Source organism: Microcoleus sp. LAD1_D3, assembly GCF_036702135.1.
Classification (GTDB): Bacteria; Cyanobacteriota; Cyanobacteriia; order Cyanobacteriales; family Microcoleaceae; genus Microcoleus.
Genome location: NZ_JAUBSB010000041.1, coordinates 23,678 through 50,677 on the forward strand (window position 1 = coordinate 23,678; position 27,000 = coordinate 50,677).

At 45.9% G+C, this 27,000-nt stretch carries 16 protein-coding genes; 9 read left to right on the forward strand and 7 right to left on the reverse strand.

Annotation, left to right across the window (positions count from 1 at the left end; translation table 11 throughout):
* Positions 1-14: 14 nt before the first annotated feature.
* Positions 15-1,745, reverse strand: a complete 1,731-nt coding sequence (locus tag QUA74_RS20785; protein WP_333333057.1) for an NAD(P)H-quinone oxidoreductase subunit 4 — start codon at positions 1,743-1,745, stop codon at positions 15-17.
* 248 nt (positions 1,746-1,993) lie between these two features.
* The gene (locus QUA74_RS20790) at positions 1,994-2,923 is read right to left on the reverse strand and encodes an ADP-ribosylglycohydrolase family protein (protein WP_333333059.1); all 930 of its coding nucleotides are present in this window, start codon (positions 2,921-2,923) and stop codon (positions 1,994-1,996) included.
* A gap of 417 nt (positions 2,924-3,340) precedes the next feature.
* Between QUA74_RS20790 and minC the strand changes: the two genes are divergently transcribed.
* The 3 genes from minC to minE all read left to right on the forward strand — a co-directional run bounded on the left by minC (position 3,341) and on the right by minE (position 5,939).
* The gene (minC, locus tag QUA74_RS20795; RefSeq protein ID WP_333333061.1) at positions 3,341-4,144 is read left to right on the forward strand and encodes a septum site-determining protein MinC; all 804 of its coding nucleotides are present in this window, start codon (positions 3,341-3,343) and stop codon (positions 4,142-4,144) included.
* A gap of 400 nt (positions 4,145-4,544) precedes the next feature.
* Positions 4,545-5,351, forward strand: a complete 807-nt coding sequence (minD, locus tag QUA74_RS20800) for a septum site-determining protein MinD (protein WP_172190817.1) — start codon at positions 4,545-4,547, stop codon at positions 5,349-5,351.
* Positions 5,352-5,567: 216 nt separating this feature from the next.
* Positions 5,568-5,939, forward strand: a complete 372-nt coding sequence (gene minE, locus QUA74_RS20805) for a cell division topological specificity factor MinE (RefSeq protein WP_333333063.1) — start codon at positions 5,568-5,570, stop codon at positions 5,937-5,939.
* A 214-nt stretch (positions 5,940-6,153) separates the two neighbouring features.
* On the opposite strand, the gene QUA74_RS20810 is transcribed toward minE, so the two are convergent.
* Positions 6,154-7,323 carry a DUF58 domain-containing protein gene (locus QUA74_RS20810; protein WP_333333065.1) on the reverse strand — a complete coding sequence of 390 codons (1,170 nt, stop codon included), beginning with the start codon at positions 7,321-7,323 and terminating at the stop codon, positions 6,154-6,156.
* Between the two features lie 282 nt (positions 7,324-7,605).
* Here QUA74_RS20810 and QUA74_RS20815 point away from each other — a divergent pair, with 282 nt between their 5' ends.
* The 3 genes from QUA74_RS20815 (at position 7,606) to QUA74_RS20825 (ending at position 12,755) form a co-directional block, all read left to right on the forward strand.
* The gene (locus tag QUA74_RS20815; RefSeq protein WP_333333067.1) at positions 7,606-8,910 is read left to right on the forward strand and encodes a PilT/PilU family type 4a pilus ATPase; all 1,305 of its coding nucleotides are present in this window, start codon (positions 7,606-7,608) and stop codon (positions 8,908-8,910) included.
* Between the two features lie 568 nt (positions 8,911-9,478).
* On the forward strand, positions 9,479-11,110 hold the full coding sequence (locus tag QUA74_RS20820) for a polysaccharide biosynthesis protein (protein WP_333333069.1): 1,632 nt from the start codon (positions 9,479-9,481) through the stop codon (positions 11,108-11,110).
* A gap of 439 nt (positions 11,111-11,549) precedes the next feature.
* Positions 11,550-12,755: a glycosyltransferase family 2 protein gene (locus QUA74_RS20825; protein WP_333333071.1), complete on the forward strand. Its 1,206-nt coding sequence runs from the start codon at positions 11,550-11,552 to the stop codon at positions 12,753-12,755.
* A gap of 129 nt (positions 12,756-12,884) precedes the next feature.
* Here the strand turns inward: QUA74_RS20825 and QUA74_RS20830 are convergent, their stop codons facing one another.
* Entirely contained in the window at positions 12,885-18,797 is a 5,913-nt protein-coding gene (locus tag QUA74_RS20830) for an AAA family ATPase (protein WP_333333073.1), read from the reverse strand.
* Between the two features lie 490 nt (positions 18,798-19,287).
* Here QUA74_RS20830 and QUA74_RS20835 point away from each other — a divergent pair, with 490 nt between their 5' ends.
* From QUA74_RS20835 to QUA74_RS20845, 3 genes are all read left to right on the forward strand, one after another.
* Complete coding sequence (locus QUA74_RS20835) at positions 19,288-20,031, forward strand: hypothetical protein (protein WP_333333075.1); 744 nt, start codon at positions 19,288-19,290, stop codon at positions 20,029-20,031.
* Between the two features lie 85 nt (positions 20,032-20,116).
* Positions 20,117-20,341 carry a hypothetical protein gene (locus tag QUA74_RS20840; protein ID WP_333333077.1) on the forward strand — a complete coding sequence of 75 codons (225 nt, stop codon included), beginning with the start codon at positions 20,117-20,119 and terminating at the stop codon, positions 20,339-20,341.
* Positions 20,342-20,574: 233 nt separating this feature from the next.
* A complete protein-coding gene (locus QUA74_RS20845) occupies positions 20,575-22,278 on the forward strand; it encodes an NAD(P)/FAD-dependent oxidoreductase (RefSeq protein ID WP_333333079.1) in 1,704 nt (567 codons plus the stop codon).
* Between the two features lie 573 nt (positions 22,279-22,851).
* Here the strand turns inward: QUA74_RS20845 and QUA74_RS20850 are convergent.
* The 3 genes from QUA74_RS20850 to QUA74_RS20860 form a co-directional block, all read right to left on the reverse strand.
* The gene (locus QUA74_RS20850; RefSeq protein WP_333333081.1) at positions 22,852-23,406 is read right to left on the reverse strand and encodes an NYN domain-containing protein; all 555 of its coding nucleotides are present in this window, start codon (positions 23,404-23,406) and stop codon (positions 22,852-22,854) included.
* A gap of 180 nt (positions 23,407-23,586) precedes the next feature.
* On the reverse strand, positions 23,587-24,447 hold the full coding sequence (gene murI / locus QUA74_RS20855; RefSeq protein ID WP_333333083.1) for a glutamate racemase: 861 nt from the start codon (positions 24,445-24,447) through the stop codon (positions 23,587-23,589).
* Positions 24,448-24,631: 184 nt separating this feature from the next.
* Positions 24,632-26,425 carry an N-acetylmuramoyl-L-alanine amidase gene (locus QUA74_RS20860; RefSeq protein ID WP_333333085.1) on the reverse strand — a complete coding sequence of 598 codons (1,794 nt, stop codon included), beginning with the start codon at positions 26,423-26,425 and terminating at the stop codon, positions 24,632-24,634.
* Positions 26,426-27,000: the final 575 nt, after the last annotated feature.

The window sequence follows — 27,000 nt, forward strand, 5'->3', positions numbered from 1 at the left end:
AGAATTCGATAAAATTATTTGACAATGCCCAAAACCGATGCAGATTCAGACCTTGTAATTTTGCCCAAAGCAGGCGATTTTTGAGCTTGTGCAATTTTGGGAAGCAAAAGTTGATTCGCATAAATCCGAGGATTTTCTTGAGCAATTTGGATGTAAGATTGGCGGACTTCTGCGGTGACTGCGACAGTCTTGGCATCGTAGACTTGCATCGCCATCTTAGGATAGAAACCAATGCCGACAATCGGTATCAAAAAGCAAAATGCGATCGCCAATTCGCGAGGTTTAGCATCAATAAACTCTGCATCACCAGGCAAAACGCAACTATTACCGAAACAAACCGCTGCATCCAGATTGTTTCTCTGGTTCTGCAAATTCAGATCCTCAAGGTCGCAAGCCGCTAGTGTCCCACAGTTGTAAAATAACTGTCGCAGCATCGAGAGCAAATAAATCGGTGTCAAAATCACTCCAACCGCCGACAGGAACACAATCGCTGCGCGGAAAGAATCGCTGTAGATATCGCTAGTTGCTACACCGACAAATACCGAAAGTTCGCTAGCAAAACCGCTCATTCCCGGGAGTGCCAAAGATGCCATCGCGCCTACGGTAAACAAGGCAAACACTTTCGGCATGACTTTGCCAATCTCGCCCATTTCATCCATGATCATTGTATGGGTGCGATCGTAAGTAACGCCAGCCAGGAAAAACAATACTGAGGCGATTAAACCGTGGGAAATCATTTGCAACAGCGCCCCGTTGATTCCCAAATCCGTGAAGGAAGCAATACCCAACAACACGAATCCCATGTGAGAAATCGACGAATTGGCTAAGCGACGCTTCATGTTCGATTGGCCGAAGGAATTCAGCGCGCCGTAGATAATATTGACCACGCCGAGCACCGCCATAATCGGTGCAAAGTAAACGTGTGCTTTGGGAAGAAGTTCCAAATTCAGGCGAATCAGTCCGTATCCGCCCATTTTCAGCAACACACCTGCCAGAATCATCGACACGGGAGAAGATGCTTCGCCGTGGGCGTCAGGTAGCCAAGTGTGGAAGGGGAAAATCGCCAGTTTCACGCCGAAAGCAATGAACAATCCCGCATAAAGCAGTAATTCTAAACCGAGTGGGTAGTCCTTCAAGCCTAGTTCTACCATGTCGAAGGTGGGGGTGCCTCCGCCGTAGAATGCCATTGCTAAGGCAGCTATCAAAATAAAGATGGAAGCGCCTGCGGTGTAAATCAAGAATTTGGTAGCTGCGTAGCGGCGGTTTTGTCCGCCCCAAATCGAGATTAGCAGGTACACCGGAATGAGTTCTAGTTCCCAGACAATGAACAGCAGCATGATGTCTTGGGCAACGAACACTCCTATTTGTGCGGAGTACATCACCAGCATCAGGAAGTAGAAGAGTCGTGGCTTGCGATCGACTTCCCATGCAGCAAAAATAGATAGAGTCGTCACCAATCCCGCCAACAGTACCAATGGAACTGACAGTCCGTCAACGGAAACAGACCAGTTGAGGCCTAAAGAAGGTATCCACGAATACTGCTCTACGATTTGGAAACTAGAGATACTCGGATCGTAATGAGTCCAAAACACCCAGCACATTAATACAAAATCTGCAATACCTACGCCTAGCGCATACCAGCGCACGGTTTTGCCGTCTGTATCGGGCAGAAAAGGGATGGCGATGGAAGCGAGGAGGGGTAGGATGACAATTGCGGTCAGCCAAGGAAATTGATCCGCTATCATGATAGTGAGAATAAATACTTAGTTGGAAGTTACCAAGATTATAATACTAAATTTAATCAAACATTAAGATTTGTAAATAAATCTTTTTTTTTAGAGGTATGCGGAGTAAATCCGCTAAACACAACTTGTTGCAAAAGTCAAGAAGTTTTGCAGTTATTAGTCAGTAATCATTAGTCGCACTTTAGTGGTTGACAATTACCGATGACCGATTACTCTGTTGTCATGCAGTGGCAAACTGTGGTAAATATTCAGCTCGATCGAGATAAAGTCCAGAGTCGATCGGCGAAAGATGCAATTACAGGGAGATACGCCAATTGCGATCGCCATTTTTCCGGTATACCACATTCTCCGTAAAAAGCCCCAGCCAACTGTCCGTAAACCGCACCAGTGGTATCCGCATCGTCGCCCAAATTTACAGCCAACAAACAGCCTTCAGCAAAAGAAGAACTGTTGTAAAACGCCCAAAGTGCCGCCTCCAAAGACTTGACAACATAACCAGTACCTTTAATTTCAGGAGGTTGTCGCAATTTAAATGAACCCGCCGCAATCTCATCAATCTCTGCTACCAGGGGATTTTCTGCCCAATATCCAGAAATCGGACAATATCTTTCCGAAAGCAACACATCTTTAGCAACTCCATTCACCGCCCCCGCAATTAAAGCACCAAAATAGCGGCAAGCATCCACACAAGTAGCAGCACCATGAGTAGTTCGAGAACTTTCTCCAGATTTTTCTATTACTTCTAAAGGATTTGTAGCATAAAACAAAGGCACGGGAGCCAAGCGCATAATCGAACCGTTTCCAGCAGCCCAAGCATCCGTAGAACCGCAGTAAGGTTTGTTTGTATCTTCAAACTTCCAAAGTGCTTGTTGAACCGTATTGCCAATATCAAAACATTCACCAGTGCTGCTCAAATGTCCCTCTCGCCACCACCGCACATAAGTTTCTAACTGATGGACAGGATCGAAACCTTGTTTCTCAATCAAACTTTCAGCCAAACAAAGTGCCATAGAAGTATCGTCCGTCCACTCACCCGGTTGCAGTCGAAACGGGCCACCGCCCACCATATCGTTAATAGGCGCAAACGTTCCAGGGCGATGGAACTCTAAAGTTGTTCCAAGAGCATCGCCCACTGCTAAACCGAGAAGACTGCCGCGATAACGTTCTATTTGCTGCATAACGTAATTGAAAATTAATAATTAGTAAGCGCTAGTGAATTCAAAACCATTTCTCTGTGCATCTTACCTGCCTGTATAACAATCGATGCCAAACTTGTCAAATTCTCTCTTTCTCTCTTCTCTTAATTCTCTTTCTCTGTGTTCTCTGCGCCCTCTGCGGTTCATTAAAACACAATCTCGTCCAACAACCGATACCAAATTGGTGAACTTCTCTCATTCTCTCTTGTGATCTCTTAATTCTCTTTCTCTGTGCCCTCTGCGGTTCATTAAAACAAAATCTTGTTCACAAACGAAATAGAATTGCCCTGGCTGCCGTTAAAAATAAAAAAACAAGACTTTCTCCCCAAATGCTGAGCCAAAAGACGACTCAGGCTAATATTGATGTTAACCTGTCCCTACCCGATATCAAACTGTCCCATGACACCCGATGCCTCCGCCGCAGCCGCTGCTGCCGCCCCTCAATCCACACCCGAAGTCAGCTTAGAGTTGCAAGTCCGACTCAAGACAGAAGATGGACAGCTACTGTTGCTACTCCCCCCAGAAACTAATAACGAACCTGCAACAGCCTCCGCCTCGACTTGGACTGAACTTTGGCAGCAGCTAAAAGTCAGGCTGAATGCGGGAGAACGCTTTTGGCAGCCAAACGCAGAAGTACAATTGATGGGGAACGATCGACTTTTAGATATCCGCCAACTGCAAGAAATCGCTGATGCCCTCTCCGAAGTGGAACTGCAACTCAAACGAGTCCACACCAACCGCCGCCAAACAGCCGTTGCCGCAGCTACGGCAGGCTATTGTGTAGAACAGCAGCCTCCGGTTTCTTCCCTGAATAAAGCCACTGCCGAAAAACCGCAATCGCTGGCGGAACCTTTATATTTGCAGATGACAGTGCGATCGGGCGTAGAAATTCGTCATCCAGGCACCGTCGTACTTTTGGGAGACGTAAATCCCGGCGGCTCAGTCATCGCCGGAGGGGATATCCTAGTTTGGGGCCGTTTGCGGGGCGTCGTGCACGCCGGTGCCGGTGGTAATACCAAAAGTGTGATTATGACCTTGCAGATGGAACCGATGGTGATTAGGATTGCTAAGTATGTTGCCAGAGGCCCAGAAACCTCACCCGCTCAGTTTTTCCCGGAAGTCGCCTATGTGACGCCCCAAGGGATTCGGATCGGTAGAGCCTCTGATTTTGACAAATCGCAGTTAGTCGGGGGTAATGAGTAATCGATAATTGGTCAGTGATAATTGGTAATTGGTCAGTGATAATTGGTAATTGGTAATACTCTTTCTCTTTAATCCTGCACTTGATAATTTTTGCCGGGGCTAAATCAGTCACTAAAGGACGCTTTAAAAATTAAGGGCACGATTAAAAAGAATTAGTAGAACAAGGAGAGTTGTGAGTTTATGAAGTAGGGGCAAAGGCTTTCGCCGTGTCCCTACGGCGGGGATAGAACGATCGCGTGGCGTCCTTCATAAACGTGGCATCTGCTGTAATTCCCTGAATAACCGATGGCTGCCTAATTACCAAAGAAAAATTGCCAATTATCAATTAACAATAAGACCAATTATCACTTAGCCATTACCAATTACCAATCACCAATTCCCAATAAATCTAAAATCGCTTATGGCTCGCATTATTGTTGTTACATCAGGGAAAGGCGGGGTAGGAAAAACCACCTCCACAGCCAATCTCGGCATGGCTTTAGCTAAGCGGGGGCGCAACGTTGCCGTAATTGATGCCGATTTCGGTCTCAGAAATTTAGACTTGCTGCTGGGCTTAGAAAATCGCATTGTTTATACGGCATTAGAAGTTCTCGCAGGAGAGTGCCGATTAGAGCAAGCTTTGGTGAAAGATAAGCGGCAGCCGCGCTTGGTGCTGTTGCCGGCTGCCCAAACTCGGATGAAAGATGCCATCAGCGCCGAGCAAATGAAGCAGCTTGTGGGGATGTTGGGAGCAAAATACGACTATATTTTGATCGACTCTCCTGCTGGAATTGAACAAGGTTTTCAAAATGCGATCGCCCCGGCCCAAGAAGGCATCATTGTCACCACTCCCGAAATCGCTGCTGTCCGCGATGCCGATCGAGTCATCGGCCTGCTGGAAGCCAACAACGTCAAGAAAATCAACCTCATCGTCAACCGGATCAGGCCCGCAATGGTGCTGGCAAATGATATGATGTCGGTACAAGACGTGCGGGAAATCCTCGCCATTCCGCTGTTAGGCGTCGTTCCCGACGACGAGCGCGTCATCGTTTCCACCAACCGAGGGGAACCATTAGTATTGTCGGAAACGGCCTCTTTAGCTGGAACTGCCTTCGACAATATTGCCCGCCGCTTAGAAGGCGAAAAAGTTGAATTTCTAGATCTCAATCCCCGTCGGGAAAACTTCTTCACTCGCCTCCGCAAGTTCTTAAACACTAAAATTATGTGATGTGCTTATTGGCGATCGATCTTTAACAGCAGCGACCGCATCACAAAAACTAGCCCAAAATTTCCCCCAGTTACACCAGTTCCCAAAAAGAATGAAAGTGTCGCCCAGCTCCCAACCTGACGGGAATCACTGATTCCCCAATCGAAAATCGACAATCGAAAATCGAAAATGGTATGACCTTTTCTATGCCTAACCCTTGACAAACCAGCCCGACCCATGATACATACACTTCTCGAACGACTTTTCCCGCGCACCCCTGACAACAGCCGCGACGAGGTAAAACGGCGCCTCAAACTGGTTCTAGCCCACGATCGCTCAGAACTCAGCCCAGAAATGGTTGAGTCGATGCGCCGAGAAATTCTAGAGGTGGTATCTCGCTACGTGGAAATCGATACCACCGGATCTGAGTTCTCGCTGGAGAGCGACCAGCGGGCAACAGCACTGATTGCAAATCTCCCGATCCGGCGAGTCAGGCTGGAGCATCCACCGGAGAATTTGCCCCAGAATTTGCCCCCGAATCGGTCCGAAAATCGACCCGAATATGTACCGGAGTATGTAGTCGAAATTATCCCCGACACTAGAGAGTGATAGGGATTGAGATTTTATGGTCAGGCAAAGAGTTCGATCGGCTCGATCGCCATTTAAATTAAACTATCTCTCTCGAATTAAAATATTGTGGTGGGTACTCTTAAGTCGCCCAAAATATGTGATTAAAAAGGGAAAAAGTTTCTGATACCTAAAAACTCATGAAGTTAATCTTAATAACTAATGGCTCTTTCCAGAGGATCGGGCGTGGACTATCTTAATAACTAATCGCTCTTTCCAGAGTATCTTGTAACTGAAGTTCTAAGGGTCGGTCGGAGCGAATTTCTAAACCGGGTAACTCATGTTTTACTAACATTTTTTCGCCAGTTTCAGCAGTTGCCAACGGCCAGAGTACCCAGCGGCTGCCGGGGGAAAGAGTGCTTAAACTTGCAGAATTTTGAGTCAGCCAAATTATCGGCAATTTCGGCAGATTCTCAACCGCATCTTCCGCAGCATTAACCGCCGCTAAAGTTTCCAAAACTACCCGGTTCCCCGATACGAGTCCAGTCCGGGCAGTCCAAAGTTTGACGTTTAACAGGCGCTTGCTAGCATAGAAGTAAAGAGACGCCGCTACAGTCACGGCTCGTTCAAATTCTTCTGACTGCCACCCCGCAGCGCTGTCGAGAGCAATAATAATTTCTTGACCGCCGGCTGCAACTTCTAACTCTCTCACCCGCAGTTCTCCGTAGCGGGCGCTGGTGCGCCAGTGAATTAGGCGGGTGGGGTCTCCGTGGCGGTAAGGTCTCAGGTTGCGGGTGAGGCCTTCGGTAGCAGTTTGCGATCGACTACGATTGTAAAATTGCGGGCTGTCTTCTTGACCGATGCGATCGATCAAAGGGCAAGTGCTCAAGGGCAAAACTTGTGGATAGACAACCGCCACCGCTTTGACTGGGCGACTGCGTCGGCACCAAAACAACCCTAAAGGTGCCGCCGTCCTCAAGTTTACCTCTTGCCAACGATAGACCCCGCGCTGCCGGACTTCTAGATAGTATGTATCCCTGTATATACTGTTAGGGTCTATGACTTCGATGGGGCGGGCGACGGGTTCTCCCAATACAAACGGCAAGATGTCTACGACTTGTAACAGAGTCTTAGGTTGGCGGGCGCGATTTTCGATTTCTAGTTCGACGGTGATTTGATCGCCCGCACTCACCGGTTCGATGGGGCGGCGACGGACTTCCAAGGAACGGAGGGATTTTCCCGGCAAAACTGCCGCTACTCCCAACAGCGCCAAACCCCCACCGCTAAGCACATATAGCCACCCAGACATTGTATTGGTCGCAGACCCAAAAAAGAAAACCGTCATCCCCAAGAGCAGCCAACCCGCGTAGGCGGGGGTGACAGCTCGATTTTCGAGCCAGTCAGCAATTTTGTGACCGATGTTCATAGGAGTTTAAATTGTTAATTACTCGATCGCCCCATCAAGCCTAATTCTAAAATATTCTCAGCATTTAACACCGAATTAGCTGCGAGCGATTAGATTAGAAATCGGGCATTTTTTCGCAATAAATCTACATTGACCCCGCCCAAAAACGGATACAAGCCCCCGACACTCAGTCAGGGTCGATCCCCAAATTTTAGACTCTAGTTCTTGCTCCCAGATTAATCTGTGGAGTAAATCTAAAATCTAAAATCTAAAATCTAAAATAGACTGACTGGAGACAAAAAAATGAACCCATTAAACAATCCTACACCCCTTCGACCAGAGGCTCAAGCCCGCCGAACACCGCCCCCGCCCCCGCCTTTGGCTGCAACTCCCGCGCCGCCTCCACCCGCGCCGAGTGCGCCCCCCGCAGCCCAGCAGCAGCAGCAGCAGCAGCAGCAGCAGCAGCGGCCTGTTGAGACACCCGTCAGTACGATCGAACAAATGGTCAGAGATGCCCATAGTGCCTCGGCTTCCGACATTCACATTCGAGTCGGCCAAGTACCTCGATTTCGGATTCGCGGTGTGATGCAAGTAGCGACCACCCACCCTAAAGTAACGCCAGAAATTTTTGAACATTACCTAGCCGAAATTCTCACCCCCGAACAGCGAAAACAGTTTGCAACTACCAAGGAATTAGATTCAGCAATTTTTTACCCTGGCTTCGTGCGGTGTCGCCTCAACTGTTTTGATTCCCTCAGCGGCGGTGCCGTAGTATTGCGGTTGATCAGTTTGGAAATACCTACTATCGATTCCTTGAGGTTGCCAGAAGTTTTCAAAAATATCATTTTGCGATCGCAGGGATTAATATTGGTTACTGGGCCTACCGGTTCGGGGAAATCGACAACCGTAGCTGCGATGATCGACCACCTGAATCAGATGGAGCAAAAGCACGTAGTTACAATTGAAGACCCGATCGAATTCATTCACCCCTCCAAAAAATGCTTGGTCAGCCAGCGGGAAGTCGGCTTGCATACTCATGAGTTTCAGCAGGCTTTGCGGGCAGTTTTGCGGGAAGATCCAGATGTAATTCTCATCGGGGAAATGCGCGATCGCGTTACCATCAATACAGCGTTGCAAGCAGCTCAAACAGGTCACTTAGTATTGGGAACTCTCCACACTCGCAGCGCCATTAACGCTATTAATCGGTTGTTGAACCTCTACCCGCCCGAGGAACAACAGGCGATGCGGATTCAAATTTGCGATTCTTTAGTAGCGGTAATTGCTCAACTTTTGCTGCCAACAGTTGACAACCGTCGGATAGCAGTTCACGATATTTTGGTAAATACACCTGCCATGCACGATTACTTGATGAAAGGTGCTGATGATGAAGCTTTCCGATTAATGGAACATGATACTTACGAAGGAATGCAGATTATCAACCAAGGTCTTTACAAACTGGTGCTTGAAGGCAGAGTGACGATCGAAGAAGCAGCAAAAACTTCTCCCGAAGCCAGCGATTTAGACCGCCGCTTGCGGACAGGAGGTTACGATGTTGGGGACGCTCGTGGCTTTGAAGGTAGCAAAAAAGAACGCACCGTTCGCGCCTAGTAGCAGCGCACAGACAGGGGTAGGCACAGCAGGACTACCCCACCCATCAAGATAACAAGCTTTTCAGCAGACGGAAATATTTGGTTAGAGTTTGGGTGCGTATTTTTACTTAAAACTCCGCTCTATTTAGTAACAAAACATACATTTTAATTAAATAGTAAAATGATATAATCAATGTCGAGTTTATTGTTAAGTTTTTTAAACATAGACCTTACTTTACATAAACTTTAAAATTGCGTGAAAACTCGCAGGTAATTGCAAAGAAATAGTAAAGATATGTTCGGAGTATTGCCAACACTGAGCAATTTAAGTATATAGTTGTAGTGACAAATTTTGGACAGAGAAGATTCCGACTTTGCCGATATTTGCCGATCGCAGAAATAAGGCGGTTAAAAAAGCGCTTAATAAAACTACAAGCAGAGCTGATGGCGTGTCTTTCCGATTAAGTAGCTTTCTGTCTAAAAAATCCTAAAACCAACCAGACTTTTAAAGATTCTGTCCCTCGCTAATTTGTTTAACAACTCGCTTATCAGCAACGGTATTTCTAGAATTTAAAGGAGCAAAAAAAGTGAAGAGTGCATTTAACCCAAGAGAAGTGTTTGAAGGTGCCAGCACAGCAGAAATCATCGATCGCATCCAGCAGCTAGTTCCGCCCGGTTCCCCGGAACCGCAAGATCCTGAAATCCTCGCGGCCTTACAAACTCTCACCGCACAGCTAATCGCAGCTTATCAAGCCGACGGACAATTAGAAAGCGAACCTTTTAGCGACGTGCGCGATCGCACCATTCACCTATACGCGGCCAAAGTCAGCAGCCAAATCCAAGGAAAAACCATCCTCATCACCGGCGGAGAAGGATGTGTCGGCAGTTTCTTAATCGAAAAACTCCTCGAATTAGGCGCAACTAAAATCATTTCTGCCGACAACGCCCGATGTCAAAACCCCGAAGAAAATCTCCCGCTTTTTACCAGAGAAGGTGCAGTAACTTTCTATGCCGTTGACATTCGCAACATCGAGGCGCTCAAACACATATTTGAGGTAGAAAAACCAGAAATTGTTTTTCACCTAGCAGCCCAGCGCCAACCCGGACTCGCTGAAATCAAAATCCGAGAAACAGTTACAACCAGCCTGTTAGGATGTAAACACGTCATCCAACTGTGCGAAGAATACGGCATAGAACACTGCATCTTCTCTTCCACAGGCAAAACATCTCGATATTTTACAACCGAAGTTTACGCCGCCTCGAAGAAGTTTGCCGAATGGCAATTTGCCAAAGCAGCTCAAGAAGGAGATGTCACTTACGGGATGGTTCGCTTTACTCATATGTTGGAAAATAGCTTGTTCTGCGAGCAAATGTCCAAAAAAGTAGAGCAAGGTAAAACTGTCAACGTTCATGCTCCCCACCGCTACGTAACCGCTCAAAATCTGGTCGAAGCCGTACATTTATTGCTGAATTCTCTGGTTGTGTCGGTTCCCGGAAAACTGAAATTTGTTGCCGTAAGTAATCTCGGGTGGCCCACAGAAACCTTGGAAGTAGCTCTTTATAAAATTCTTGAATCAGGCAAAAATCTGCCGATTTATTTTCAAGGACTTTTACCGGGATACGAAGAACCGTTTTTCCTGGGACAGTTTGACTGGAAAAAACCTACAGACATTCACCTCCTAATTAATGTTTTGGAAGATCCTTTTAGAAGTGTTAACGATAGGGGTGACATGGTGAGTGTAGAATTAGCTCCTTTTTCTTTGCCCGTCTTAGATAAACAAGTGTCGAAGCTGGAAAGCTTAATCATTGATCCAGATTTCCCCGAAGTGCAAATCAAGCACGCTCTTGTCGCAGCGGAAAAAGAAGTGATTGCTTCCTCTTTTGCGTGGAGTGTCCCTGAAGACTTGTTGAAGATTTTGCAGTGGGGAATTAATCCGAAGAAATTGCAAGGTTACGGAACGGAAATCGCTGACTATAGCGAGATTATCGAACTCCTCCTGCAAGGAATCTGCGGGCGGCTGAGCCAAGAAGTCTTGCACAGTGCTGGAGTTACTGCTGATGAATTTGATGACTTGGTGGAGAGTCTTTCTACGCTGGATTCTATTCAAGCAGAAGTGGGATATTTGCGATCGGTGTCGAGATATCTCAGAGAATTTGCACCCCCCGCACAGTTCACCACCAAAAAATCTGAACCTGTTGCTATCCCGGATGCAGCGTAGCTTAAAAATAGTTTTGAGTGGGAAGATTGCTTCCTGATTGGCAACCCACAGGGGATGAATGAGTTAAACATCGACTAAGTGTTTAGTTGATTAAAAATAGAAAACGCAGAAACCAGGTTTCTTTTAAAAACCTGGTTTCTCCAGTCTGGGCTTGTTTGAGGTTTAATTAAATAGAGTGACTTAACATTGTCAGAATAGACATGATATGATATTAGTTGCGACCGCACAACCGCAATCAAATTAATTTGTAGTAATGACGCTAGTCCTAGTAGTTTTAGGAGGACTTAAGTCGTCACTACAAATGTGAAAATGGTGATTTTTTGCGGGCATGATATAATGATACTTTAGATAGCGTGGCGTCGTGAGTTAACAAAGGTGGAATTAGATTAAATGAACTCAATGCCCGCAGCAAATTAAATTAAATTAAGGTACTAGAATTGTGGAAATAAATCAGCTAGCATCCCTATTTATTGATGTTGTGCTATTGGCGATCGCCCTGATCCTTCTCATTCCCGTTGCAGTTCTATTTCTAGAATGCAGTGCAGCTTTCTTCTCCGGCTTCGACCCCACACCGGAAACTAAAGCGCCCCGCCCCAAAGTAGCAGTTTTAATTCCCGCTTACAACGAAGCAGCAGGAATTGCCGCCACCATCTCCACCATATTGCCGCAGCTAACACCTCAAGACCGCCTGTTAGTGATTGCTGACAACTGCACGGACGCCACGGCAGAAATCGCCCGTAAGTGCGGTGCAAGTGCGATCGAGCGCCAAGACACACAACGCAAGGGCAAAGGATACGCACTGGATTTTGGCTTGCAGTCGATCGAATCAGACCCCCCCGAAGTAGTTATCATGGTTGACGCAGACTGCATTTGTCAGCCAGACGCCGTAGAGAAATTAGCCCGGGTGGCAATTGCCGAACAAAGACCGGTACAAGCGACTTATTTAATGGAACAGCCACCCAATCCTACCCCCAAAGATTCAATTTCTGCCTTAGCATTTCTCGTGAAAAATTTAGTCCGTCCCAGCGGATTAAAACAGTTAGGATTCCCATCATTACTAACAGGTACTGGCATGGCTTTTCCCTGGTCGATAATTCGATCGGTTTCCCTAGCCAGCAGCAATATTGTTGAAGATATGCAGATGAGTTTGGATTTGGCGATCGCCGGACATCCAACCGTATTCTGCCCCGAAGCCAAAGTCACCGGGTGTTTGCCACAGCAGCAGCAAGCAGCTAAAAGTCAAAGAACCAGATGGGAACACGGTCACATACAGACATTGTTAACTCAAACTCCCCGGCTGACAGCAGCTTCAGTCGAGCAAAAACGTTTTGACTTATTGGCGATCGCCCTCGACTTATCCGTCCCTCCCCTATCGCTTTTAGTCGCTATCTGGGTAGCTGCTTTTGCCGCCTCTTTACTAGCAGCAACCTTTGGAACATCCCCAATTCCCGCCGTCTTTTTAGCAGTACAAGGACTGCTGATTTTAGTTTCAATTGTCGGCGCTTGGGCAAAATTCGGGCGTGCCGACATTTCTGGCTCAACTCTTTTATCCGTACCTTTTTATATCCTTTGGAAAATCCCTTTGTATCTGGGTTTTCTCCTGAAGCGGCAAACCAAATGGGTGCGGACCGAACGCGATGTTTAATATTTAGATGGATAATTGGGAACCGCAGATATCAGCAGATAAACACAGATGAACGCAGATAGAATTTTATCTGCGTTCATCGGCGTTGATTGGCGGTTTCAAAAACTTATATACAAACTTAAAAAAAGTTCACTGCTTCACGGGAATTTCAATCACAAACTCAGCCCCCTCACCGGGCGCGGAAAAGCACATTAGCTTCCCCCCGTGTTTCTCTACTACAATCTGATAACTGATACTCAACCCTAAACCGGTACCTTTGCCCACAGCTTTTGTAGTAAAGAAAGGGTCAAATATTCGCGATCGTACTTCCTCCGTCATCCCCGGGCCATTATCAGCAATATAAATTCTCACCAAGTTTTTGTCGCATACCTCAGTCCGAATCTCAATCTTTCGCTCAAAGATGGGAGATAAAGGATTTTCTAGTTTGGCTGTTGTCTCCGGTCGCCCAACTCCTAACTCTACTGCATCAATTGCATTGCTCAAAACATTCATAAACACCTGATTTAACCCAGAAGCATAACAATTTACCTTCGGTAGTTCACCGTAGTCTTTAATCACCTGAATTCCCGATCCGTCTCCATTCTTTTTCAACCTGTGCTGCAAGATTAACAGAGTAGATTCAATCCCAGAATAAATATCAACTGGTTTCATCTCAGCTTCATCAAGCCTTGAAAAATTCCGCAGCGACAGCACAATATTGCGAACGCGATCGACCCCAACCTGCATAGATTGCAGGATTTTGGGTAAATCTTCTTGAATAAAAGCGAGCTCAATATCTTCTGTTGTAGCAACAATCTCAGGAGTAGGATTCGGGTAAGACTCCTGGTAAAGCTCAATCAATCCCAGCAAATCCGAGCTATATTCGCTAGCGTGGAGGACATTGCCGTAGATAAAATTAATCGGATTATTAATTTCGTGAGCAACACCCGCCACCAACTGCCCCAAAGAAGACATTTTTTCAGTTTGAATTAGTTGAGTCTGCGTCGAGCGTAATTCGGACAAAGTAATTTCTAACTGTGACGCTTTTTCTCTCAACTGCCCCTCCGACTGTCGCAAAGCATCCTCGGCTAACTTGCGATCCGTAATGTCCTGGACAGTCCCAAATAATTTAATCACCTTACCGCCATCCAAAATAGCTTGCGCCTTAGCATAAATATATCTGACAGCTCCATCAGGGCGCAAAATTCTCATCTCATACTCGCAAGGATTTCCTAACTGACCAATCTCCTCTAGTCGCTCTAACCACAACTGTAGGTCATCTGGATGAATTTGCTTCCTGTGTTCTAAAAGAGTAGGTTCTGGTAGTTCAGGGTCAAGAGCAAAAATTCGGAATACTTCCTCAGACCAAGTTAATTTATCCCCCTCCAAATCAAATTCCCAGTTACCCAAGTGCGCCAGTTTTTGAGCTTCTTGCAGCTTCGTTTCTTTAGTCTTTAATTCCTGCGTGCGCTCTTCTACTCTCACCTCCAGCGTCTGCGAATAATCCTCCAACTGTTCCTTTGCTGCAGACAAATTAGCAACAAGTACGGCATTCTCCAGAGAGATAGCCGCTTGGGAAGAAAGCATTTTTAACACCTCCAGTCTAGTTGGAGAAAACGCTTCAAAAGTTAAATTATTTTCCAGATAAAGAATGCCTACGAGTTTGCTTTGATTCAGAATGGGAGTACAAAGCGCAGATTTCACTTGCCGTCTTTTAATATAGGGGTCATCTGTAAATAGACCTTCCCTAGCCGCCTGACTTAAAACCACATCAGAGTGCGTCCTTTCAACATAATTAATCACCGTTATTGGCAAAACCTCCGCTGGAGCCACTGTCGGACATTGCTCAACTGCAACATCCGAAGACTCCACCGATGCCGCTGCTTGAATCAGCAATTTTCCTTCCTTGGGCATCAACAGAAAACCTTTTTGTGCTCCGGCATTCTCGATCGCCATTTTCATTAACTTTTCTAGCAACTTGTCCAACACAATTTCACTAGCTAGCGCTTGAGATCCTTTCAAAACAGTTGTCAAATCCAATAAAGTGCTGTGACTGCTGTTCGTGCTAGAATTAGTGCTAGTAATAGTTCTATCGGCGCTGGGTTTTGCCGCCGATGCAGGGGGTAAAGACATCGGATATTCTAATTCCAAATATTTGACCTTGGCGGTTGCTCCCCAATGAATATAGCCGTAGTAAGCATCTATCAGATAACTCTCAGCCACTTTGTTTCGACCGTTAGCTCGATAAAATTCTGCCGCCCGTTCGTTTGCTAGCGCTTCTTCGTGGATGTATTCATTCTCCGAGGCTCCTTTCACCGCTCGATCGTAATACTGAGCCGCTTTTTCATATTGTCCCAATACTCGCGCTTTCTCAGCCTCTACTAAGTCATATTTGTGCTGATAATTTCCCGGACAGTGAAAAGCCCAATGCTTCATTTTTTTCTGAAGCGAAGCAACTTTTTTTATATCTTGTTTCTGTTCACTTGTTGAAGCTGTGGGATGCAAAGCTAAGAGTGCTAGACAATAGTAAAAGTTGTGAATGGGAACATACATCGTGGACATCGCACCCTCAGAATAATTTGATGCTGTCACGGCATTTTCAGCAGATTGAGCATAATCTTTAAATAGATAATGTAGCCAGGATTTATACAAGTAAACTACAAATACTACGAGATTATTTTGACTCTCCTTTAAAGCTGGCAGCATAGTTTGTTCATTAAACTTTTCGCCAACTAATAGACGAGGATTGGTTGTTTTACCTTGCAAATTTAAGACAACTTGCGCCCCAAGTCGGGCTTTATAAATCATAATTTCATTCTGATAATTCAGCAGCATTTGAATATATTGCTCCTGCTTAGTCTCCACAGAATCCAGAGGTTCGCCGCTCAAAAATATATAATTGCTGTAAAAAGTAGCACAATAACAAGCATTGTTGACATCTCCCGTTTCTAGTCCACTCTGAATACCCTCAAGTAAACCGATAAGACTTTCCCTGACCTGTTCAGACCAGTGACGGATAAAACCATTAAAAAGTAGCGAGATTTGAGAGTTGTGCAAGTTGGTGTGGAATCGTTCTAAAAGTGCCTGAGCTAGTTGACCGTATCGGTATCCAGAATCCATATCACCTAATACTGCACAGTGAATCAGCCCGTAACTTCCATACCCCTGACTAGACAGCGGCGCATTCCCGTACTTAAGAGAAAGAATAACTATTTTAAAGGAGATCAGTGGGAACATATCGGGTGCTGTTACAGAAGCAGCCGGACACATATTCGTTAAAATCCGTATAGCCGCAATTTTATGAAGGTCAGTCATTGGTGGCAACTGGGCTAAATCCTCAATCCGTTTGTTTCCCACAGCTAATTTTGTCTGTATTAGCCCCATAAAAATATTTAATTTAGTGGGTTTTTGAGGGAGATAGACTCCCAACAGTTTCAAAGCTTCGAGAGCTATATCTATCGAAGCTTGGAATTGATTTTGATTAAAGTAGAAAACAACTTTTAGCTCATAAACTTTGACTTTTTCTAGTAAATTTTGGGCGCGGAATATAATAACCTCTGATAGCTGAAACGCTCGCTCAAAATCGGTATTTATATAGGACGATTCCAGCGCTTGGGTATGGAGTTCCATGATTAAATCATAGTGACTCTGCCAAGCGACATCGAGTAGAAGTTCTAGACCTACATTAAAATATTTTAGCGCTGCTTCATAGGCGGCAGAACTCTTAGCTTTTTTACCCGCTATAAGATTAAATTTAGCTAGTTCATCTCGCTTTTCTTGAGTTGTGAGGAATTCAACCCCGATATTGAGTTGGTTGACAATATCAAAGATATTGTCTGCTATTTCCGATGGCGGGGTTGAATTCAGTAGGAGGGAGCCGATTTTTAAGTGAGTTTGTTTTTTCTGCGAGTCAGGGATGAGAGAATAGGCGGCTTGCTGTATGCGATCGTGCAAAAACCTGTAATCAATTGAGCAGTGCATAATTGCGGGATGATTTTGATTGTTTTGTGGGATGGGCGTCCCGCCCGTCCGGTGTGTTTTCACGATTTCCTCATCAAGCATCGGAATTTTGTAAGCATCGCTCATTGGCAAAATTAAACCAGCTTGAAGCGCATCCCATAAATCTGCCGCCGTTTCCGAGCCGGATTTTTCCCTAACAATTGCCAAATTGTCTAAATTAAAATGGTTGCCCATACAAGCCGCTAATTTTAACACTTGCTGCGTCTGCTCGGGTAGTTGTTGAAGATTCCGAGCAACTAATTCAACGACACTGTAATCTGCAATGCCAGCGGCTTCAATTTCCGTTATATCCCACTGCCATCCACCAACCGTGAAATCAAAAACTAACAGTTGTTCTGAGTGAATAGTTGAAAGAAGTTGAGTTATAAAAAATGGATTGCCGCCAGTTTTATTAAAAATTAACTCTGTCAAAGAATTTAAGTTTTTCGTTGGATTACCCAAAGTATCCCCTACTAGCTCAGTGACGCTGCTTAAATCTAAACATGGGAGAATAATGTGATGCACAGCCGCACAAGTATGTTGAATTTTTTCGACAGTTTGAACTAACGGATGAGTCGAATTTACTTCGTTATCTCGATATGCTCCTATTAGTAAAAAATATCGGCTATTCTGGTCACTAACTAATTCCTGAATCAATTTTAAGGAAGCTAAATCTGCCCACTGCAAATCATCCAAAAAGAGAACTAATGGGTGTTCAGCTTGGGCAAACACACTCATGAATTCTTTGAACAATCGATGAAAGCGATTTTGAGATTCTGTCGGTTCCAATGGGGTAACAGCAGGCTGCGAACCAATTATTAGTTCGACAGAAGGGACAACCTCCATAATAATTTCACCGTTATTACCCAGCCTTGACAAAAGCTTTTCTTTCCAAATTGCCAAATCTTCTGAGCTTTTTGTTAATAACTGCTGCATTAATGATTCAAAGGCTTGAGTTATTGCAGCATAAGGAATATCTCGCTTAAACTGATCAAATTTACCAGCAATAAAATAACCCCGCTGCCTGACAATTGGTTTGTGGATTTCACTGACAACTGAGGTTTTACCGATGCCTGAGTAACCGCTCACCAACAACATCTCTGTTTTCCCAAAGCTGACTCGCTCGAATGATGCTATCAAATCAGCGACTTCTTGGGTGCGGCCGTAGAGTTTTTGGGGAATCAAAAATTGACCTGATTTGTCAAGTGTCCCTGGAACGAAATTTTCTATTTTGTCAGTAGTTTGTAGCTGGGTTAGACAATTTTCCAGGTCTGCTTTTACTCCAAAGGCACTTTGATATCGGTCTTCGGCATTTTTAGCTAATAGTTTCATGACAATAGATGAAACTACCAGGGGGACTTCCTTTTTTAACTGATTGGGAGGAGCTGGCGTCACCGCAATGTGGCTGTGAATTAATTCTAAGGGGTCGGTTGAATTAAAGGGTAACTCTCCGGTCAGCATTTCATAAAACGTGATGCCTAGAGAGTACAAGTCAGTTCGGTAGTCGAGGTCTCGGTTCATCCGACCAGTTTGCTCGGGGGATATATAGGCGAGAGTGCCTTCTAGCACGGTGGTATTGATATTTTGGTGGACTTCTCTAGATAGGCGCGTTGCCATGCTAAAGTCGGTGATTTTTACTTGTTCAAAATCGGGTGTAATGATAATATTTGATGGTTTTATATCTTTATGAATAATCTGGTTTTGATGCACTTCTCCGAGAGTTTGAGCCACTTGAATAGCCAGCGGCAAAAACTTCTGAATTTTAATATTTTTACCCGCGAGATGGTGTCTGAGAGATTGACCGCCGCAATCTTCTAAGATCAGGGCGAAACTGTTTTTATATTTTTCTAAGCTATGGGGTTTGACAATCCCTTCAAGCTTGAGATTCGAGCTAATTTTGTATTCATGTCTCAAGCGGGTAATTTCTTCTATTGTGGGATACTCGGTATTGAGTGTTTTAACGATCGCCGACGATCGATCGGATTCCCTGACTGCGCGATAAATGATGGACTTCACACCAAGTTGAACAACTTCTGTGAATTTGTAACCGGGAAGTGCATTCATGGCTTTTATTCTCTGACTAAGTGTTGGGTTAATATCGCGCTTGATGTCGATCGGAGCGGGGGCGGACGCTACTTAAGTATTTTTTGTAATTGTGGTAATTTGGGATACTTTAAAATTTCAGTAATTACTCAGGAATTTTTTAGATAGCGAGATGCCTAAACTTTGAAAGTGCCTGGACAGCCAAACATCTGGTTTGAATTCCGACTTAATCATGTACGGTCTGACACCTCACCGAGTTGATTGCCATATTGTAACAAATTCTGTGATGCCGATCGCACACATGACAGACAAATCCTTATAAATTTAAGGTTTAGCTAAATCTTTGAGCCTTGTAACCAAGTAACGAATAGGACGCCTGGGTCTTGAAAACGCAGGTTGAGGCGATCGAGATCAGAATTTAATATGACGTGCATTACAAATAAGCATGATTTAGATCACAAGTACAGAGTGATGAACTTGCTAGCATCTTTTCATCATTAGGTGCATCCCCATGGAAGAAGTCCTAGCATTGATTGAAAAGAAGAAGCAAGAATTTGCTAAATCTGGGCTATTTGAGTTTATGCGAGACACAAGTATAGACCCCAGACAACGCCTTGCTTTTGCTCCCTGTGTTTCTCCTTTCGTGATGAGTTTTGGTGAATTTAACAAGTATGTGTTCCGAGAAGAACCAACCAACGATCCACTTCAGGTAATAGTCAACAATCATACTTATGAAGATGATCATCACTGGTTGTGGTTTTTACAAGATTTGGAAACACTGGGTATTGACATATCTGTGAATTTCAGTGATGCTTTGAATTTTCTATGGAAGGAAGAAACAAAGGGAGCACGTTGGGTATCACATCAAATTTTTCGAGCAGCTTTTGGGGCTAGTCCTATTACTAAGTTAGCCATCTTGGAAGTGATAGAAGCAACCGGTAATGTGTTCTTCTCAACGGCGGCACCTATTGCTCAAGAATTACGAACAATTACCCAAAAGGAGTTGCTTTATTTTGGCTGTTTTCATTTAGCAGTGGAAACAGGTCATACTACAGGAACCCTGGAAGTGGATAAATTGATTAAAAACATACCACTCTCAGAGGAAACCCGCCAAGAGGCTTTTAAGATAGTTGAGAACTTGTTTGAAGTTTTCACAGAACTGACGGCTGAGCTTCTGGTTTATGCAAAAACGCATAGCTTTGAGCAACCTTTTGCCAAACCCCGCCCGATTTTGCAACCTTTAAAAGCTGCGTAGCTTACCCGATGTAAAATTTTCAACTCTTAGAACCAGACCAATCTTAGAATCAGACAAAATTTATTACTTAGTAAGGAGACTCATCATGTCAGAAGTTAACAGCAATTCTTCAACTGTAATCAATGAGCTAGAACCGACAATGATTCACACTTGGACTGAGAATCTGGATATTGCTCATACTTGGACTGAGAATTTGGATATTGCTCATACTTGGACTGAGAATTTGGATATTGCTCATACTTGGACTGAGAATTTGGATATTTCCCAGAGTTCTCACATACCTGAAGATCAGAAACGGGCAGTAGGATAAAACTGAGATATTGCACCAATGTGAATAAGCCTTTTAGGAACGGGATCTCCGGCCCGTTCCACAAGAGAATTTATTTGTTGTGAAACAGGCATCTTGCCTGTTCTTGACAATGGTGCAAAATCTCAGATAAAACCTGTTGTAAATAACTATTCAGCCTCCGAATGAGCGAGGCTGAATAGTTAGACATTTATCTCGTCAATGCCCAAAATTAGCATCTACTATCCCTATTTGATATGAGCCATTACGACGTTGTTATTGTCGGCGGCGGCCCCGCTGGGAGCACTGCTGGCACTCTGCTCAAGAAATACAATCCCAATCTGAGCGTGCTAATCCTAGAGAAAGAAAAATTCCCTCGCGATCACGTTGGGGAAAGTCAATTGCCTCAAATTAGTGATGTGCTTCAAGAAATGGGATGTTGGGACAAAGTAGAAGCAGCAGACTTCCCAATTAAAATTGGTGCTACCTATCGCTGGGGAACAGATCCGCATCCTTGGGATTTTAATTTTATCAAGCCTGAACAGTTTAAAGATGAGCAGCGTCCTGCTAAATTTGAGGGACAGAGACGGCAAACTGCTTTCCAAGTCGATCGAGCAAAATATGATGAAATTTTGCTGCGTCACGCGGAAGAAATGGGATGCTTAGTAAGAGAAGAAACGCCCGTTGTTAAAGTAGATACAGAGGGCGATCGCATTACCGCCCTGCATCTGCGGCAAGAACAAATAACCGCCCGCTACTACATCGACGCCTCCGGCCACATTGGCGTGGTGCGGCGAGTTTTAGGAATTGAAACACACTGCCCGACGCGGTTGCAAAATATCGCTATCTGGGACTACTGGACAAACGCTGAATGGGCCGATGAAATTGGCGTTGGTGGCACGCGCGTACAGGTGATGAGTTTGAGTCACGGGTGGATTTGGTTTATTCCCTTGAGCCCCACTCGCACCAGCATCGGTTTCATTTGCCCTGCAGAACATTATAAGCAAATGAAACAGCGGCCAGAGGAGATATATTCCGAAGCCCTCAACAGCGAACCCCGCATCAGCAAGTTAATCGCTAATGCTACCAGTACCGGAAAGATTGAAACTACAAAAGATTGGTCATTTTTGGCTGATAGAACAGTAGGAGAAAACTGGTTTTTGGTCGGAGAAGCGGCCGGTTTTGCTGATCCAATTTTAGCTGCTGGCATGACTTTAGCTCACACAGGTGCCCGTGAAGTGGCTTACACAATTTTGGAACTAGAGCAGCAGAAGCACGAGGCTAACTGGCTGAAAACTCAATACGATGGGAATCAACGACGCCGAGTGCAACAGCATATTCGCTTCGCCGATTACTGGTACGCTGCTAACGGTCAATTCACTGATTTACAAGAGCATTCTAGGGAAATCGCGCGGGATTCAGGGTTGAATTTAAGCCCGGAAAAAGCTTTTCAGTGGTTGGCTCAAGGCGGATTCACGAATGATATTTTGGGTCAAGCTGTGATTGCTGGATTTGATTTGGGTTCTATGAAACAGGTGATGCAACGCTTCTCGCAGCAGGAGGTTCCGTGGCTACTTTCGGCATACAATGTGTTTCAGTTAGATTTATTGGATGCGGAAGTCGAGTTTGTAGCTGTTTATGATGCTGGTCAAATTAGCAAGATCAAGTGTTATGTGAAGAACGGTCAGCGCTTGCCTGTTACAGGTTTATATGGTTTGCTGATTGACATTTTGAGCCGCACTCAGTACATTGAACAAATTTATCGGCAGTTGGTACTGGTGTTTGGAGAGCGTTTTTCTGTGCAACACGCTCGTGTAGCTCTGCATCAAGCCCTTGGTTGTTTGGAGGTGATGGTGAGTTCTGGTATTGTCAAGGCGATATTAAACCCGGAGTTGTCTAAGTTGAATATTTCCATACCTATGGAAGGTGAGTTAATTCACACTCACAGGGATGCGAATTAAGGCGCTACCAGAAAGCTTGACCCCAAACCATCTCAAATCTTAAAAAACAAAAAGTCTGAAGCTGGAAAATTCCAACTTCAGACTTTTACTAACTCCCCGGGTAGGATTTGAACCTACGACCAATCGGTTACACTTATCCCAACGTTTCCGAAGGGCGCGGACTATTTCATCATCCCTACAAATCATGTTTGTGATCTGTCGTCGGATGTCGGGCGCTATGAGATTTATTGGTTAGGCTCCTCATCTCTAGTCTCTGCACCTTCCTGGGTACTTGCGATCGCAACCGCTGCCTTTCGCCAGACTTGGCTCAAGATTGCCGCCACCCGAAGTGCTGCGGTTTCCTTGAATTCACCCGATTTTTCAGTATCCGTTACCGGATAGAGCTGCTATGTCACTAGGGCTTTTGGTTGATGCCAAAGGCTTGCATTCATTACAGCCGACCGCTCTGCCACTGAGCTACCGAGGATTGGGGGTTTTTGTTACCCACATTTACTAACAATAGCTGAACTTACTCGATTTGGCAAGGCCTTTGACAAACTTTTTTTTTATCAGACAGCGAGCGGGTTTCAGCAGCTAATGCAGCCCCATTCTCAACTTGGCGAGGCGCTGCTGGGATTCTGGATCGAGGGAACTGGCGAGAAAGCGACTGGAGTTGTGTTTGCGGGATTTGTGCCGGCGCTCGCTGCGGCGCGCGGTGGATTCTACGTCAGCCGCTAGTTGTTCGGCGGACATCCATTCGGCACCGTAGCCGACTACGGTCAATTGTTGCGCTCGGTCTGAGGTGGCGACAATCATGCGGCCTTTGCCTTTGACCGATCGCAACTCGTAGCGCAAACTAGCACAAGATTTTTCAATATAGGTATCTGCTGTCTGACCGAAGTCAGTGTAGTGCACCGATAAATTTTTAGTAATAATTTCTTTAACGCCGGGAGTATCTCGATAGTGCGCGTCAAACACCAGCCGAGCCTCAAAATCTTGAACAGCGCTGTAGTTAACTAAAACCTCTATTAACTCGCGGCGAGCTGTTTCGAGTTCGTCGCGATCGCGCTTCTCTCGGAGTCGAGGCCAAAGTCCAATTATGTTATAACCGTCTACAAGTAAAACTGCTTGTGATACATAGGGTGACATGGTTCAAGGCTGAAGAGATCCAGCACGTATAGGACATTATTTGCATTGTTCATCAAAGCTTTTGTTCAATAATATTACCTATTGATGTGTAATTGCTAGGTTACATCGCAATAATTAAACCCCCCAGAGCCAGCTTTACCTGAGTTTTGGGGGGTTAGATTAACCTATAAATTTTCCGGCTTATTCGGCCGATTCCAGCGATACGGGCGATGGCTTACGCCCCGCTTCGCTACGTACAACTGTCGGCAGGGATATTTTCTCAACAGCAGGAGTACAACCGAGCCACTGCACCGACAACTCCTCAAACTGCTGCGGGGGGCCGCTCACGCAAAAACGAGTCGGTAGCGCAGTACCAGGATTCCGCAGCCCTAAAAGCTCCAATTCTCTGGCAGCAGCAGCCACCACCCGTACCGCAGGATCGATCAATGTCACCCCAGCAGGCAAAAGGGAGCGAAGCACAGGAGCTAACAGCGGATAATGAGTGCAGCCGTAAATCAGCGTATCGATGCGTTGCTGAATCAAAGGAGCCAAATATTCCCCAGCCACCTCACAAGTATAAGGGTCGTGAATCCGGTTTTGCTCCACCAGTGGCACAAAAGCCGGACAGCTAACCTGCCACACCAGGCAAGAATCGTCCATCTCCAAAATCGCATTTCGATAAGCATTGCTAGCAGCCGTAGCAGGAGTTGCGATGACCCCGATCCGCTTGCCTTGCTGCACTGCAGCCTGCGCCCCCGGCAGAATTACTCCCAGCACCGGGATATCAAATTCAGCCTGCACCATCTCCATCGCCAAAGCAGAACTGGTGTTGCAGGCCATAATCACCATTTTCACATCCTGTTCCACCAACCAGGCCATAATTTCGCGGACAAACTCCACAATTTCCGACGGCGTGCGAGTGCCGTAAGGCAGCCTCGCCGTATCTCCAAAATAAAGTATCGATTCGTTGGGCAATTGTCGGTACAACTGAGTCAAAACAGTCAAACCCCCCACGCCGCTGTCAAAAATACCGATTCTTTGTTGTCCAGAGTCTGTTGTCATTTGTTAATAGTTAGTTATCTGTTGGCAGTTATCTGTTGGCAGTTGGCAGTTGTCAGTTGTCAGTTGGCAGTTGTCAGTTGTCATTTGTTAATCGTTTGCTGTGGCTAATAACAAATAACCAATAACCAATAACATTAATCAACAATCAACAGTCAACAGTCAACAGTCAACTGCCCACTGCCCATTATCTTTGTTGAAGATAAAACAAAATGCCGCGAGCGATCGAAGCCGCCATTTGACTGCGGTAAGCTGGATCTGAAAGCCTAGCAGCATCCTCAGCACCCGTGACAAAACCCACCTCCAGCAAAACAGAAGGCATAGAAGTCTTTCTCAAAACATAAAATCTCGCCTGCCGCACCCGGCGGTCAGTCGCCCCCGTGCCCTCCAAAATACTGGCGTGAATCACCCTCGCCAAATCTTGGCCGTTATTGAAATAATAAGTCTCAATCCCACTGATATCCGGCCGGCTCATATTAATTGCATTAGCGTGAATGCTGACAAACAAAGTAGCATTCACCCGTTCCGCCAAAGAAACTCTGGGGTCCAGGTCGATTTCGCTGTCGTCAGTCCGAGTCATCACCGCCTGCACCCCCTGCTGTTCCAGCAGCCTCGCCACCTGAAAAGAGATATCCAAAACAATCTCCTTCTCCTGAATGCCCTGAATCCCGACTGCCCCCGGATCGCGACCACCGTGACCAGGATCGATCGCTACTACGGCGCGGCGGTTAGAAACTTGGGGCAAATCGTCGCTTCCGAAAGTCCTTCTCGGCAAAGGCGACAAATTGGGAGGGCGAGTCAAAGGTTGCTGCGCGCTAGCATTAGAGCGCAACTGCAAAGACAGCAACTGCGGACTCGGCCTCGTCACCCTGCCTACCTCTACCCCCGATCGCGGCTGCACCCAAATCACCACAGTCTCCGAGTCTTCTTGGCTGGCTGTAAACGATACAGGACTGTTGGCATCGAGCTGAGGAATTTCCCCCGTCAGGACACCAGAGGCGATCCTGATCCAGTAAGCTCTCGACCCCTGGTCCCACCCGCTGGTATAGGAGACTTGGCGGTCCGTTCTCACCACCAGTTGCGTGCCGTTACTGGCTAAATCAATTGACTGAACTCTCGCTAAATTTCCTTGAGCTTGTCTAGCCGGAGGGTCTACAGTCAGGCGGCGGGGAACCGAGGGCTGTCGTACTACACTTCCAGGCAATAGCACCACCCCGCCCAAATTGCTCACAGACGCCCGCCACTGAGTATTAGAATTCTTCATCCGCAAAGTCACGCGGGTAACGGGCGGGTCTGTTGGCAGTTGCCGGACTTCAATCTTGTCAACCCCGTGCTTGCCGTTCGTTTGAGGCTGTTGGCTGCTTAGGCCCGGATCTAAACTAGCTCCTTCAATATCGAGGGTGGCGATGTCCCCGGCGCGACTTTGTTCAAAATTAATTTGGGGGCGGCCGCCCGCAGTGCGGACTAAAAAACCGTCCGCCGTCACCTGAACGTTCTGAACTACAGTCGCCTCGGCAGACTGGGCTTGGGGTGCTGAAGATTCAACCGATAACCTTTCTCCCCCAGGCTCTGAAATCGGATTTTGAGTTTCTCCCCGCATCGGCGTTGGTAAATCCACTGTCCACTCGCTCGGAGAAATACCCCGGAATTTTACTTGCTGAGGGTCTATAGTAAACCCGTCTCTGATCTCGACCACAATTCTGGTCGTATCGTTGTCAAACTGCCCTACTCGCACCGATTCGATCGCCCCTGAGAGCGGTTTGCTGACCGAGGGACGACCCAGACTCGTCCCCGGCAAGTCGATTACCAACCGCATCGGGTTGAAAATTAGTTGAGCCTTGGGTTGTACTCCCCCCTCTGTTGTAATGTAAAGCCGGTTCTCTGAAGCATCAAACCGCCAAGATTGCAGTCTAGCTGCTTCGGCGGCTCCGGCGAGCAAAAATACACTTAAGAAACTCGGTAGTAGCCAGTGGAATTTCACGACAGTTTTTTCCTCGTTTGCGTTACTGCCAAAAGCTGGAAGGGCGCTGCTTGCCCGATCGGCTTTCAGCAGTTAGCCGCCAGCAGACCGGGGGCACGGGGGCCGTCAGTTGTTGGCTAAATTGACTTTTTTATGCGTTAACAGGCTCCCAAATGCCAGATCCCGGCATTTTTGAACTTTCCCGTATACTTGGGGGCGATCGGTTATAAGCAGACTGAAAGATTGTTGGCACAAGGGAAGGTATTTATTTTTAGGAGCAAGAAACAAGGTGTTTCTTAAAGCTAGAAGGTACAAGTTAGAAGGTATAATTTTACCGTTCTTCCAGAGAGGGGTTTCATAGCTCTTTAATGTTGGCGAAGCTCGTTACGGCAATGGTTATAATCCGCTTTACACTTGCGTTTTGTTCTAACTTTTCCTAAACTACCTCAATAACTTAACAACTTACCTCGCGAACAATCCGGATTTTCAAGATTTAGGTAACTTTTCAAGGCCGCCAAATGTTACTCCCAGACAAACTGACATATTCTTTGGGAAAAGCTTTTTTGCTAACACATTGACAGTTAAATACAACTACA